The organism is Streptomyces sp. BE20, from assembly GCF_036322525.1.
In the GTDB taxonomy this organism is placed as follows: Bacteria; Actinomycetota; Actinomycetes; order Streptomycetales; family Streptomycetaceae; genus Kitasatospora.
This window is the reverse complement of sequence record NZ_JAQYWW010000471.1, coordinates 73,407-86,779: the sequence shown is the minus strand read 5'-3', so window position 1 is coordinate 86,779 and position 13,373 is coordinate 73,407. Positions and strand designations below refer to the sequence as shown.

Below are 13,373 nucleotides of genomic sequence, written 5' to 3'. Positions count from 1 at the left end.
GTCGCGGGCCCGCCGTCGTCGTGTCAGCCCCGCACGGGCCCCCGCACGGGCCTCCGTGGGGTCCTCACGGGCCCGCGGGGGCCCGTCGCGCGCCTACCAGCCGCGCTCGCGCCAGGCGGCCAGGTTGGGGCGCTCGGCGCCCAGGGTGGTGTCGTTGCCGTGACCGGGGTAGACCCAGGCCTCGTCCGGCAGGACGTCGAAGAGCTTCTCGTTGACGTCCCGGAACAGGCTCCGGAAGGCCTCCGGGTCGCCCCAGGTGTTGCCCACCCCGCCCGGGAAGAGGCAGTCCCCGGTGAACACGTGCGGGTGGCCCTGCGGGTCGTCGTAGACCAGCACGATCGCCCCGGGGGTGTGGCCGACCAGGTGCCGCACGGTCAGCTCGCAGTGGCCCACCCGCAGGGTGTCGCCGTCGTCCAGCGGCAGGTCGGTCGGCACCTCGACGGCCTCGGCGTCGATCCGTCCGGCGGCGGTGCGGGCGCCGGTGGCGGCGACCACCTCGGCCAGCGCGCCCCAGTGGTCGTGGTGCCGGTGCGTGGTGACCACGGTGGCCAGGTTCTCGCCGACGGTCTCCAGCAGCGCCGGCGCGTCCGCCGCCGCGTCGATCAGCAGCTGCTCGTCGGTGTCGCGGCAGCGCAGCAGGTAGGCGTTGTTGTCGTAGGGGCCGACCGCCACCTTGGTGATGATCAGGTGGGCCAGGTCGCGCACGTCCGGCGGTCCGCCGACCTTGACCGCTCCGTGGTACGTCATCCGTCCGCTCCTCGTCATGGGGGTTCTGGGATCATCCTCGCGCCGAGCGGGCCGTCAGCCCAGCGGGGGGAGCGGGGGCAGGGCGGCCCGGCCGTCGGCGAGCGGGACGCCGTCCTCGCGGACCAGCAGGCCGTCGCCGTCCGAGCGGCCGGAGAGCCAGGCGGTGAGGGTCCGGACGGGGCCCTCGACGCTGAGCCGGGCCTCCCCGTCGGCGGAGCCGATCCGGGCCCGGTCCCCGGTGTCCCCGGCCACCAGCAGGGCCGCCGGGAGGGCTGTCGGGAGGTCCCCGGAGGCCCCGGCGCCCCCGGCGGCGTCCGCGCCGGCGAGCCTGGCCGCCAGCCGCCGGAACTCGGCCGTGGCGAAGGACTCCGGCCAGTCCGCGGGGGAGTAGCCGGCGGCGAGGTCGACGTGGTGGTACTCAAGCTCCATCAGCCGCTTCCACGGGATGTCGTGGGCCGGGAAGAGGTAGCCGGAGCGGTGGCGCACCGAGGCGGCCCAGGCCGCGGCGGGCAGCAGCGCGGCGGCGGCGGCGAAGCCGGCGTGGGAGTCCCGGACGTCGTCGGCCTGGACGTCGAGCGGGCGGGGCGCGCCCTGCTCGATGCCCAGGTCGCGGGCCTCGTCGCTCGCGTACTGCGGGACGTCGGTGCCGGTCCGGGCGCCGTCGAGCAGGTTGACCAGCGAGTCGGCGTTGCGGGCGACGTGGGCCAGCACGTGGCCCCTGGTCCAGCCCGGCAGGGCCGAGGGGCCGGCGACGGCCGCGGGCTCCAGCGCGGCGAGGGTCCGCAGCAGGCGGCCGGTGGCCTCGGCGACGTCGGTGAGCCGGGCCGCGGCGAGGTCGGCGGGGTTCTGGGGGGCGGTCATGGGTCGGTGGCCTCCGGTTCGGCTGCTCCACGGCGTTGCCCACCGGCCCCGCCGCTCGTTGACGTGGTGACGCTATCGCCGTTCTCCGGCGTTGAGCAGGGGCTTTTTCCGGACCTGCGTCAAGGCTGGCAGGGTGGCGGTCACTCATTCGGGTGGACCCGGCCGGACAGGCTCGTTAATCGAACGCGTGAGCTAGTAGGCTGACTGGCGCATCCTGGAGGAAGTACACACGACTTCCACCAGCCCTCCCGCCCCGGAGAAAGGCGCCAGAAGCAGTGGCCGACCGCCTCATCGTCCGCGGTGCTCGCGAGCACAATCTCAAGAACGTCTCGCTCGACCTGCCCCGCGACTCCCTCATCGTCTTCACGGGCCTCTCCGGGTCCGGCAAGTCCTCGCTCGCCTTCGACACGATCTTCGCCGAGGGGCAGCGCCGCTACGTCGAATCGCTGTCCTCCTACGCCCGCCAGTTCCTCGGGCAGATGGACAAGCCCGACGTCGACTTCATCGAGGGCCTCTCCCCGGCCGTCTCGATCGACCAGAAGTCCACCAACCGCAACCCGCGCTCGACCGTCGGCACCATCACCGAGGTCTACGACTACCTCCGCCTGCTGTTCGCCCGGATCGGCAAGCCGCACTGCCCGCACTGCTCCCGGCCGATCGCCAAGCAGTCGCCGCAGGCCGTCGTGGACAAGGTGCTGGCGCTCGCCGAGGGCACCCGCTTCCAGGTGCTCAGCCCGGTCGTGCGGGAGCGCAAGGGCGAGTTCGTCGACCTCTTCGCCGACCTCCAGTCCAAGGGCTACGCCCGCGCCCGGGTGGACGGCGAGACGATCCAGCTCGCCGAGCCCCCGAAGCTCAAGAAGCAGGAGAAGCACACCGTCGAGGTGGTCATCGACCGCCTCACCGTCAAGGAGAGCGCCAAGCGGCGCCTGACCGACTCGGTGGAGACGGCCCTGCGGCTCTCCGGCGGCATGGTCGTGCTCGACTTCGTCGACCTCCCGGAGGACGACCCCGAGCGCGAGCGGATGTACTCCGAGCACCTCTACTGCCCGTACGACGACGTGTCGTTCGAGGAGCTGGAGCCGCGCTCGTTCTCCTTCAACTCGCCGTTCGGCGCCTGCCCGGACTGCTCCGGCCTCGGCAACCGGATGGAGGTGGACCCGGAGCTGGTCGTCCCCGACGACGAGAAGTCGCTGGACGAGGGCGCCATCCACCCGTGGTCCGGCGGCCACACCAAGGAGTACTTCCAGCGCCTGATCGACGCGCTCGCCGGCGAGCTGGGCTTCCGCACCGACCTCCCCTGGGCCGGCCTCCCGGCCCGCGCCAAGAAGGCCCTGCTGTACGGGCACAAGCACCAGGTCGAGGTCCGCTACCGCAACCGGTACGGGCGCGACCGCTCGTACACCACCGGCTTCGAGGGCGCGGTGCCGTTCATCCAGCGCCGGCACACCGAGGCGGAGAGCGACTCCAGCCGCGAGCGCTTCGAGGGCTACATGCGCGAGGTGCCCTGCCCGACCTGCAAGGGGACCAGGCTCAAGCCGGTGGTGCTGGCCGTCACCGTCGAGGACCGCTCGATCGCCGACGTCTCGTCGATGTCGATCAGCGACTGCTCCGACTTCCTCGGCGCGATGAAGCTCAACGCCCGGGACAAGCAGATCGCCGAGCGCGTGCTCAAGGAGGTCAACGAGCGGCTCCGCTTCCTCGTCGACGTCGGCCTGGACTACCTCTCGCTCAACCGCGCGGCGGGCACCCTCTCCGGCGGCGAGGCCCAGCGGATCCGGCTCGCCACCCAGATCGGCTCCGGCCTGGTCGGCGTCCTCTACGTGCTGGACGAACCGTCCATCGGCCTGCACCAGCGCGACAACCACCGGCTGATCGAGACCCTCGTGCGGCTCCGCGACATCGGCAACACGCTGATCGTCGTCGAGCACGACGAGGACACCATCAAGATGGCCGACTGGGTGGTCGACATCGGCCCCGGCGCCGGCGAGCACGGCGGCAAGGTGGTCCACTCCGGCTCGCTGAAGCAGCTGCTCACCAACAAGGAGTCGCTGACCGGGCAGTACCTCTCCGGCAAGCGCTTCATCCCGATCCCGGAGGCCCGCCGCGACCGGGACAAGAAGCGCCAGCTGACCGTCCACGGCGCCCGTGAGCACAACCTCAAGGACGTCACGGTCGGCTTCCCGCTCGGCACCTTCACGGCGATCACCGGCGTCTCCGGCTCCGGCAAGTCCACCCTGGTCAACGACATCCTCTACACCCACCTCGCCCGGGAGCTGAACGGCGCCCGCACGGTCCCCGGCCGGCACACCCGGATCACCGGCACCGACCTGGTGGACAAGGTGGTCCACGTCGACCAGTCGCCGATCGGTCGCACCCCGCGCTCCAACCCGGCCACCTACACCGGCGTCTTCGACCACGTCCGGCGGCTCTTCGCGGAGACCCAGGAGGCCAAGGTCCGCGGCTACCTGCCCGGCCGGTTCTCGTTCAACGTCAAGGGCGGCCGCTGCGAGAACTGCTCCGGCGACGGCACCATCAAGATCGAGATGAACTTCCTGCCGGACGTCTACGTGCCCTGCGAGGTCTGCCACGGTGCCCGGTACAACCGGGAGACGCTGGAGGTGCACTACAAGGGCCGGTCCATCGCCGAGGTGCTGGACATGCCGATCGAGGAGGCGCTCGGCTTCTTCGAGGCCGTCCCCGCGATCGCCCGGCACCTGAGGACGCTCAACGACGTCGGCCTCGGCTACGTCCGGCTCGGCCAGTCCGCGCCGACCCTCTCCGGCGGCGAGGCGCAGCGCGTCAAGCTCGCCTCCGAGCTCCAGAAGCGCTCCACCGGCCGGACGGTCTACGTGCTCGACGAGCCGACCACCGGTCTGCACTTCGAGGACATCAGCAAGCTGATCAAGGTGCTCTCCGGGCTGGTGGACAAGGGCAACACGGTGATCGTCATCGAGCACAACCTCGATGTGATCAAGACCGCCGACTGGGTCGTCGACATGGGCCCCGAGGGCGGCTCCGGCGGCGGCACGGTGGTCGCCGAGGGCACCCCGGAGCAGATCGCGGCCGTCGCGGAGAGCCACACCGGCAAGTTCCTCCGGGACATCCTGCCGGGCGAGTTCGCCGACGCCCCGGTCGTCAAGGCCAAGGCACCGCGCAAGCGCGCCGCGGCCGCCCGGAAGTAGCCGGGCAGGAGACCCGAACCCGCCCCGGCCGCCCCCCGACACAGGGGGAGCGGCCGGGTAAGGGTTGCATAGACTGCGCCCGGCCCGACCAGCAGCCGGGCCGCCGCGGCCACCTCGTGGCCGCGGTGACACCAGCCAGACCAGGAGCACCCTCATGCCCGAGGCCCCCGACCGCCTGCCGTCCGGCAGCCCCGCCACCTCCCGCCGCACCCTGCTCTGCGGGGCCGCGGCCGTCCTCGCCGCCGGCGGCACCCTGGCCGTCTCCGGCTGCTCCTCGTCCTCTTCCGACTCCGCCGCCCCCAAGACCCCGGTGGACGTCGGCCCGGCCTCCGCCGTGCCCGTCGGCGGCGGCACCGTCTACCGCGAGAAGAAGATCGTCGTCACCCAGCCGACCGAGGGCCAGTACCGGGCGTTCAGCGCCAAGTGCACCCACGCCGGCTGCATCGTCGACCAGGTCAAGAACCAGAAGATCCAGTGCCCCTGTCACGGCAGCTTCTTCGGCATCACCGACGGCGCCGTGCTGGACGGCCCGGCCCCCACCCCGCTGCCCGCGTACACCGTGGCCGTCGAGGGCGGCAACCTCAAGGTCACCCCGAGCTGAAGCAGTTGATCTCCCCTCCGCAGGCCCGGCCCGACTCGGTACGGTGGACCCATGGCTGACCCGTCCACCTACCGCCCGTCGCCGGGCGCGATCCCCGTCTCGCCAGGCGTCTACAAGTTCCGCGACGCCCACGGTCGGGTCATCTACGTCGGCAAGGCGAAGAGCCTGCGCCCGCGGCTCTCCTCCTACTTCCAGGACCTCGCCGGGCTGCACCCGCGCACCGCGACCATGGTCACCACCGCCGCCTCGGTGGAGTGGACCGTGGTCGCCACGGAGGTCGAGGCGCTCCAGCTGGAGTACTCCTGGATCAAGGAGTTCGACCCCCGCTTCAACGTCAAGTACCGCGACGACAAGAGCTATCCGGAGCTGGCGGTCACCCTCGACGAGGAGTACCCCCGGGTCCAGGTCATGCGCGGCTCGCACAAGAAGGGCGTCCGCTACTTCGGCCCGTACGGCCACGCCTGGGCGATCCGCGAGACCGTCGACCTGCTGCTGCGCGTCTTCCCCGTCCGCACCTGCTCCAACGGCGTCTTCAAGCGCGCCAGCCAGGTCGGCCGCCCCTGCCTGCTCGGCTACATCGGCAAGTGCGCCGCCCCCTGCGTCGGCAAGGTCTCGCCCGAGGAACACCGCGCGCTGGCCGAGGACTTCTGCGACTTCATGGCCGGGCGCACCGGCAACTACCTGCGCCGCCTGGAGGGCGAGATGCAGGAGGCCGCGGTCGAGATGGAGTACGAGAAGGCGGCCCGGCTGCGCGACGACATCGGCGCGCTCAAGCGGGCGATGGAGAAGAACGCCGTCGTCCTCGCCGACGCCACCGACGCGGACCTGCTGGCCGTCGCCGAGGACGAACTGGAGGCCGCCGTCCAGATCTTCCACGTCCGCGGCGGCCGGGTCCGCGGCCAGCGCGGCTGGGTCACCGACAAGGTCGAGGACGTCGACACCGCCGGCCTGGTCGAGCACGCCCTCCAGCAGCTCTACGGCGGGACGGACGAGGACGAGCGCAGCGAGTCCGTCCCCCGCGAGGTCCTCGTCCCGGCGCTGCCCGAGCCGGTCGACCCGGTCCGCGACTGGCTGAGCGGTCTGCGCGGCAGCCAGGTCGACCTCCGGGTGCCGCAGCGCGGCGACAAGAAGGACCTGATGGCCACCGTGCAGCGCAACGCCCAACAGGCGCTCGCCCTGCACAAGACCAAGCGCGCCTCCGACCTCACCACCCGCAGCCGCGCCCTCCAGGAGATCGCCGACGCCCTGGAGCTGGACTCCGTCCCGCTGCGCATCGAGTGCTTCGACATCTCCCACCTCCAGGGCGAGGACGTGGTCGCCTCGATGGTCGTCTTCGAGGACGGCCTGGCCCGCAAGAGCGAGTACCGCCGCTTCCAGATCAAGGGCTTCGAGGGCCAGGACGACGTCCGCTCGATGCACGAGGTGATCAGCCGGCGGTTCCGCCGCTACCTCCAGGAGCGCGAGCGGACCGGCGAATGGGCCGTCCCCGAGGAGGGCCCGGACGACGAGCCCGGCGCCGCCGAGGTGCCGGGCGGTCCGGTCGACCCCGAGACGGGCCGCCCGCGCCGCTTCGCCTACCCCCCGCAGCTGATCGTCGTCGACGGCGGTCAGCCCCAGGTCGCCGCCGCCCGGCGGGCCCTGGACGAACTCGGCATCGACGACGTCGCGCTCTGCGGCCTGGCCAAGCGCCTGGAGGAGGTCTGGCTGCCCGGCGACGACGACCCGGTCGTGCTCCCGCGCAGCAGTGAGGGCCTCTACCTGCTCCAGCGGGTCCGCGACGAGGCCCACCGCTTCGCCATCGCCTACCAGCGCGGCAAGCGTTCCAAGCGACTCACCGCCGGAGAACTGGACTCCGTCCCCGGCCTCGGCGAGACTCGCCGTCAGGCGCTGCTCAAGCACTTCGGCTCGCTGAAGAAGCTCCGGTCGGCCACCGTCGACGAACTCTGCGCAGTCCCCGGCATCGGCCGGCGGACGGCGGAGACAGTTGCGGCGGCGTTGTCGTCCCGTACACCTGCCGCACCAGCCGTGAACACGGCCACGGGCGAGATCATCGAGGACGGCGCCGACGATCCGGTGCCCGCGGCGCCCGAGACCGCACCCACCCAGGAGACGCCATGACGGCCGACGCCGCCCGTCAGCCTGCGCGCCCCGGATCACTCGCCCGAGTGGACCGGGGAAGCTTGCCCGCGCGTCGCGCGTTCTCCACATGCAGAACCACCGAGAGCGGGGAACCGAAGTGACCGTGTCCGATTACGGGGGCACCGCGCGGCCGGAGGCCGGCGGAGAGAACGCCCCGGAGCTGGTGATCATCTCCGGCATGTCCGGAGCCGGCCGCTCCACCGCGGCCAAGTGCCTGGAGGACCTGGGCTGGTTCGTGGTGGACAACCTGCCGCCGGCCCTCATCCCGACCATGGTCGACCTCGGAGCCCGCTCCCAGGGCAACGTCGCCCGGATCGGCGCCGTCGTGGACGTCCGCGGCCGGCAGTTCTTCGACGACCTGCTGACCTCCCTGGACGAACTGGAGAAGCGCGGCATCCGGCTGCGCGTGGTCTTCCTGGACTCCTCCGACGACGCACTGGTCCGCCGCTTCGAGGGCGTGCGCCGCCCGCACCCGCTCCAGGCCGACGGCCGGATCGTCGACGGCATCGCCCAGGAGCGCGACCTGCTGCGCGAGCTGCGCGGCGAGGCCGACCTGGTGATCGACACCTCCAACCTCAACGTCCACCAGCTGCGCGCCAAGCTCGACGCCCAGTTCGCCGACCACGACGAGCCCGAGCTGCGGGCCACCGTGATGTCGTTCGGCTTCAAGTACGGCCTGCCGGTCGACGCCGACCTCGTGGTGGACTGCCGCTTCCTGCCCAACCCGCACTGGGTGCCCGAGCTGCGGGCCCGGACCGGCACCGACGGGGACGTCGCCGACTACGTCTTCCAGCAGCCCGGTGCCAACGAGTTCCTCAACGGTTACGCGGAGCTGCTGCGCATCGTCACCGAGGGGTACCGGCGCGAGGGGAAGCGCTACATGACGCTTGCCGTAGGCTGCACCGGTGGCAAGCACCGCAGCGTCGCGATGTCCGAGCGCCTGACGAAACGTCTCATCTCGGACGGCGTCGAAACGGTGCTCGTCCACCGGGACATGGGACGGGAGTAGCCGCCGTACCCCCTGCCGGCCGCCGGCGGAGGCCGGCGGCGGGCAAGAGGAACGCGAGGTAGGTGTGACGGGATACGTGCCCGGGCGGCAGTTTCAGAACAAGACCGCCGACCGGAGTGGGCTCCCGGCCCGGTCCTTCGTGACCGGCCGGTCCCGCTCCGGGGCGGCCCGCACCGGCCCGTCCCGTCCCCACCAGACGCCCCGGACCAACCAGGCGCCCCGGATCACCGCCCTCGGCGGCGGTCAGGGCCTGTCCGCCTCGCTCTCCGCGCTGCGCCGGCTCACCACCGACCTCACCGCGGTGGTCACCGTCGCGGACGACGGCGGCTCCAGCGGCCGGCTCCGTGAGGAGCTGGGCGTGCTGCCGCCGGGCGACCTCCGCAAGGCGCTGGCCGCGCTCTGCGGCGACGACGACTGGGGCCGCACCTGGTCCGAGGTGATCCAGCAGCGCTTCACCGGCAGCGGCGAGCTGGGCGGCCACGCCGTCGGCAACCTGCTGATCGTCGCGCTGTGGGAGAAGCTCGGCGACCCGGTCGCCGCCCTGGACTGGGTGGGCCGGCTGCTCAACGTCCAGGGCCGGGTGCTGCCCATGTCGGCCGTCCCGCTCGACATCGAGGCGGTCGTCCGGGGCCACGACCCGGCGCACCCGGCCGAGCTCGCCGCCGTCCGCGGGCAGGCCAGCGTCGCGGTGACCCCGGGCACCGTGCAGTCCGTCCGGCTGGTGCCGGACGAGCCGCCGGCTGTGCCGGAGGCGGTCACCGCCGTCCGCGAGGCGGACTGGGTGGTGCTCGGCCCCGGCTCCTGGTTCACCAGCGTGCTGCCGCACCTGCTGGTGCCCGACCTGGTCAAGGCGCTGGTCGAGACCCGCGCCCGCCGCCTGCTCACCCTGAACCTGGCCCCGCAGCCCGGCGAGACCGAGGGCTTCACCCCGCAGCGCCACCTGGAGGTCATCGCCGACCACGCCCCCGCCCTTGCGGTGGATGCGATCCTGGTGGACGAGCGCGCCGTCACCGGCGGTGCCTTCGGCCAGGCCGACCTGGCGGGCCTGGAGAAGGCCGCCGAGCGGATGGGCGCGGCCCTGGTGCTCGGCCGGGTCGCCCGCACCGACGGCACGCCGCGACACGACCCGGAGCTCTTGGCAGCCGCGTACGACCGGATTTTCCGGACACATGGAAGGATCGGGCCATGGCGATGACTCCAGCGGTGAAGGACGAAATCAGCCGGCTCCCGGTCACCCGGGCCTGCTGCCGCAAGGCGGAGGTGTCGGCGATCCTGCGATTCGCGGGCGGGCTGCACATCGTGAGCGGCCGTATCGTGATCGAGGCGGAGCTGGACACCGGCGCTGCCGCGCGTCGTCTGCGCAAGGACCTGCTGGAGATCTTCGGACACTCCTCGGACCTGGTCGTGATGGCCCCCGGCGGCCTGCGGCGCGGCAGCCGGTACGTGGTCCGGGTGGTCAAGGACGGCGAGCTGCTGGCGCGCCAGACCGGCCTCGTGGACGGCCGCGGTCGCCCGATCCGGGGCCTGCCCCCGGCCGTGGTCTCCGGCGCCACCTGCGACGCCGAGGCGGCCTGGCGCGGGGCCTTCCTGGCACACGGCTCGCTCACCGAGCCCGGCCGGTCCTCGTCGCTGGAGATCACCTGCCCCGGCTCCGAGGCGGCCCTCGCCCTGGTCGGCGCCGCCCGCCGGCTCGGCATCCCGGCCAAGGCCCGCGAGGTGCGCGGCGTGGACCGGGTGGTGATCCGTGACGGCGACGCCATCGGCGCGCTGCTCACCCGCCTCGGCGCCCACGAGTCGGTGCTGGCCTGGGAGGAGCGCCGGATGCGGCGCGAGGTCCGGGCGACCGCCAACCGGCTGGCCAACTTCGACGACGCCAACCTGCGCCGCTCGGCCCGCGCCGCGGTCGCGGCCGGCGCCCGGGTGCAGCGCGCGCTGGAGATCCTCGGCGAGGAGGTGCCGGAGCACCTGGCCGCCGCCGGCCAGCTGCGGATGCAGCACAAGCAGGCCTCGCTGGAGGAGTTGGGCGCCCTCGCCGACCCGCCGCTGACCAAGGACGCGGTGGCCGGCCGGATCCGCCGGCTGCTGGCGATGGCCGACAAGCGTGCCTCCGAGCTCGGTCTGCCGAGCACCGAGGCGAACCTGACGGACGAGATGGCACTCAACTGACTCTTGACGACCGCGCTCGACGGTGATCTCCCCGCCGGTGTCCGTTCCTCGGGCACCGGCGGTGCCGTGTCCGGGGACTGGGACGGCGGCCCGTGCCGGAGGGCCCCGCGAGCCCGGGACCAACTGCCCCGGAGGGCAAGGACGGAAGGCCCGAAGGTGCGTGGAACGCGCGCCACGCCAGGGGTTGCGAAGCGGGCTGATGTGCTCTACCCGGCCTCGGAGGGGTAGGGTCATAGGCGGTCGGGGACATCCCAAATTCCACCCCGTCGGCATAGCGTCCGGCGTACCTAACGAGGAGATCGGTTCGTGACGATCCGGGTAGGCATCAACGGATTCGGCCGCATCGGCCGCAACTTCTTCCGTGCGGTTCAGGCCCAGGGCGCGGACATCGAGATCGTCGGTGTCAACGACCTGACCGACACCAAGACCCTGGCGCACCTGCTCAAGTACGACTCGATCCTGGGCACCTTCCAGGGCGAGGTCTCGCACACCGCAGACAGCATCACCGTCGACGGCAAGACCTTCAAGGTCATCGCCGAGCGTGACCCGGCCAACCTCCCCTGGGGCGAGCTGGGCGTCGACATCGTCATCGAGTCGACCGGCATCTTCACCAAGGCCGAGGCGGCCAAGAAGCACGTCACCGCCGGTGCCAAGAAGGTCATCATCTCGGCGCCCGCCACCGACGAGGACATCACCATCGTCATCGGTGTCAACGACGAGAAGTACGACGCCGAGAAGCACACGGTCATCTCCAACGCCTCCTGCACCACCAACTGTGTGGCGCCGCTGGCCAAGGTGCTGAACGAGAACTTCGGCATCGTCAAGGGTCTGATGACCACGGTGCACGCGTACACCAACGACCAGGTCACCCTGGACTTCCCGCACAAGGACCTGCGTCGCGCCCGCGCCGCGGCCCTCAACATCATCCCGACCTCGACGGGTGCCGCCAAGGCGACCGCCCTGGTCCTGCCCGAGCTCAAGGGCAAGCTGGACGGCACCTCGCTGCGCGTTCCGGTCCCGACCGGTTCGATCACCGACCTGGTCGTCACCCTGGAGCGCGACGTCACCGTCGCCGAGGTCAACGAGGCGTTCAAGAAGGCCTCGGAGACCACCCTCAAGGGCATCCTGCAGTACACCGAGGACCCGATCGTCTCCTCCGACATCGTGAACTCGCCGTTCTCCACGATCTTCGACTCGCTGATGACCATGGTCCAGGGCAACCAGGTCAAGATCTTCGGCTGGTACGACAACGAGTGGGGCTACTCGAACCGCCTCGTCAACCTGACCACCCTCGTCGGTGACCGGCTCTGACGCAGCGGGAGCTGATGTGAAGTAGGGGGGAGGGCCCGGAAGGCATGTGCGACGCCGTCCGGGCCCTCCGTCTGCGCACCCTCAACTCCCCTTTGACGGCCCGCCGTTGTGCCGTCGCCTGCTCCACCTTCTCGCCAGGAGACCGAAGACCGTGAAGACCATCGAAGACCTGGACGTCGCCGGCCGACGCGTGTTCGTCCGCGCGGACCTGAACGTGCCGCTGTCCGGCGCCACGATCACCGACGACGGCCGGATCCGCGCCGTCGCCCCGACCATCGCCAAGCTCGTCGAGCGCGGGGCGAAGGTCGTCGTCGCCTCCCACCTCGGCCGCCCCAAGGGCGAGCCGGACCCGCAGTTCTCCCTCGCGCCGGTGGCCGTCCGCCTCGGCGAGATCCTCGGCACGCCGGTCGCGTTCGCGACCGACACCGTGGGCGAGAGCGCGAAGGCCACCGTCGCCGCCCTGGCCGACGGCGAGGTCACGCTGCTCGAGAACCTGCGGTTCAACGCCGGGGAGACCAGCAAGGACGACGCCGAGCGCGGCGCCTTCGCCGACCGGCTGGCGGACCTCGCCGACCTCTACGTCGGCGACGGCTTCGGTGCGGTGCACCGCAAGCACGCCTCGGTGTTCGACCTGCCGGCCCGCCTGCCGCACGCGGTCGGCGACCTGATCGCCACCGAGGTCGGCGTGCTCAAGCGCCTCACCGAGGAGGTCGAGCGCCCGTACGTGGTGGTGCTCGGCGGCTCCAAGGTCTCCGACAAGGTCGGCGTGATCGACAACCTGCTCGGCAAGGCCGACCGCATCCTGATCGGCGGCGGCATGGCGTACACCTTCCTCAAGGCCAAGGGCCACGAGGTCGGTATCTCGCTGCTGCAGGAGGACCAGATCCCGACGGTGCTGGACTACCTGAAGCGCGGCGAGGAGAGCGGCGTCGAGTTCGTGCTGCCGGTGGACGTCGCGATCTCCGGGTCGTTCCCCGACACCAAGACGTTCGCGCCGGTCGAGGACTTCGAGGTCGTGGGCGCCGACGGCATCCCGGCCGACAAGGAGGGCCTGGACATCGGCCCCAAGACCCGCGAGCTGTTCGCGGCGAAGCTGGCCGACGCGAAGACGGTGTTCTGGAACGGTCCGGTGGGCGTCTTCGAGCACCCGGCCTTCGCCGAGGGCACCAAGGCCGTCGCCCAGGCCCTGGTCGACGGCGACGCGTTCTCCGTGGTCGGTGGCGGTGACTCCGCCGCGGCCGTCCGTATTCTGGGCTTCGACGAGACGAAGTTCGGGCACATCTCGACCGGCGGTGGCGCGAGCCTCGAGTACCTGGAGGGCAAGACCCTTCCCGGTCTCGCCGCCCTGGAAGGCTGA

10 protein-coding genes are annotated in these 13,373 nt (G+C 71.9%); 8 read left to right on the top strand and 2 right to left on the bottom strand.

Annotation, left to right across the window (positions count from 1 at the left end):
- Positions 1–93: 93 nt before the first annotated feature.
- Both PUR61_RS06060 and PUR61_RS06055 read right to left on the bottom strand, forming a co-directional pair.
- On the bottom strand, positions 94–747 hold the full coding sequence (locus PUR61_RS06060) for an MBL fold metallo-hydrolase (RefSeq protein ID WP_329876392.1): 654 nt from the start codon (positions 745–747) through the stop codon (positions 94–96).
- 54 nt (positions 748–801) lie between these two features.
- Positions 802–1,608, bottom strand: a complete 807-nt coding sequence (locus PUR61_RS06055) for a maleylpyruvate isomerase family mycothiol-dependent enzyme (RefSeq protein WP_329876390.1) — start codon at positions 1,606–1,608, stop codon at positions 802–804.
- Between the two features lie 275 nt (positions 1,609–1,883).
- Here PUR61_RS06055 and uvrA point away from each other — a divergent pair, with 275 nt between their 5' ends.
- From uvrA to PUR61_RS06015, 8 genes are all read left to right on the top strand, one after another.
- Positions 1,884–4,790, top strand: coding sequence for an excinuclease ABC subunit UvrA (gene uvrA / locus PUR61_RS06050; protein ID WP_329876387.1), 2,907 nt, complete (start codon positions 1,884–1,886; stop codon positions 4,788–4,790).
- Positions 4,791–4,944: 154 nt separating this feature from the next.
- Positions 4,945–5,391 (top strand): Rieske (2Fe-2S) protein, encoded by a 447-nt coding sequence (locus PUR61_RS06045; RefSeq protein ID WP_329876385.1) that lies wholly within the window; start codon positions 4,945–4,947, stop codon positions 5,389–5,391.
- 51 nt (positions 5,392–5,442) lie between these two features.
- A complete protein-coding gene (gene uvrC / locus PUR61_RS06040; protein WP_329876383.1) occupies positions 5,443–7,509 on the top strand; it encodes an excinuclease ABC subunit UvrC in 2,067 nt (688 codons plus the stop codon).
- Positions 7,510–7,597: 88 nt separating this feature from the next.
- On the top strand, positions 7,598–8,539 hold the full coding sequence (gene rapZ / locus PUR61_RS06035; RefSeq protein ID WP_380360184.1) for an RNase adapter RapZ: 942 nt from the start codon (positions 7,598–7,600) through the stop codon (positions 8,537–8,539).
- A 64-nt stretch (positions 8,540–8,603) separates the two neighbouring features.
- A complete protein-coding gene (locus PUR61_RS06030; RefSeq protein ID WP_443035128.1) occupies positions 8,604–9,734 on the top strand; it encodes a gluconeogenesis factor YvcK family protein in 1,131 nt (376 codons plus the stop codon).
- Positions 9,725–10,705 (top strand): DNA-binding protein WhiA, encoded by a 981-nt coding sequence (gene whiA / locus PUR61_RS06025; protein WP_148642545.1) that lies wholly within the window; start codon positions 9,725–9,727, stop codon positions 10,703–10,705. Before PUR61_RS06030 ends, whiA begins: the two co-directional genes overlap by 10 nt.
- 306 nt (positions 10,706–11,011) lie before the next feature.
- On the top strand, positions 11,012–12,016 hold the full coding sequence (gap, locus tag PUR61_RS06020; RefSeq protein ID WP_329876374.1) for a type I glyceraldehyde-3-phosphate dehydrogenase: 1,005 nt from the start codon (positions 11,012–11,014) through the stop codon (positions 12,014–12,016).
- 151 nt (positions 12,017–12,167) lie between these two features.
- A complete protein-coding gene (locus PUR61_RS06015; RefSeq protein ID WP_329876372.1) occupies positions 12,168–13,373 on the top strand; it encodes a phosphoglycerate kinase in 1,206 nt (401 codons plus the stop codon).

Excerpts from the sequence above, each read along its gene's own strand:
- PUR61_RS06060 (WP_329876392.1), bottom strand. The coding sequence starts at position 747 with ATGACGTACCACGGAGCGGTCAAGGTCGGCGGACCGCCGGACGTGCGC.
- PUR61_RS06055 (WP_329876390.1), bottom strand. The coding sequence starts at position 1,608 with ATGACCGCCCCCCAGAACCCCGCCGACCTCGCCGCGGCCCGGCTCACC.
- PUR61_RS06045 (WP_329876385.1), top strand. The coding sequence starts at position 4,945 with ATGCCCGAGGCCCCCGACCGCCTGCCGTCCGGCAGCCCCGCCACCTCC.
- uvrC (WP_329876383.1), top strand. The coding sequence starts at position 5,443 with ATGGCTGACCCGTCCACCTACCGCCCGTCGCCGGGCGCGATCCCCGTC.
- rapZ (WP_380360184.1), top strand. The coding sequence starts at position 7,598 with ATGCAGAACCACCGAGAGCGGGGAACCGAAGTGACCGTGTCCGATTAC.
- whiA (WP_148642545.1), top strand. The coding sequence starts at position 9,725 with ATGGCGATGACTCCAGCGGTGAAGGACGAAATCAGCCGGCTCCCGGTC.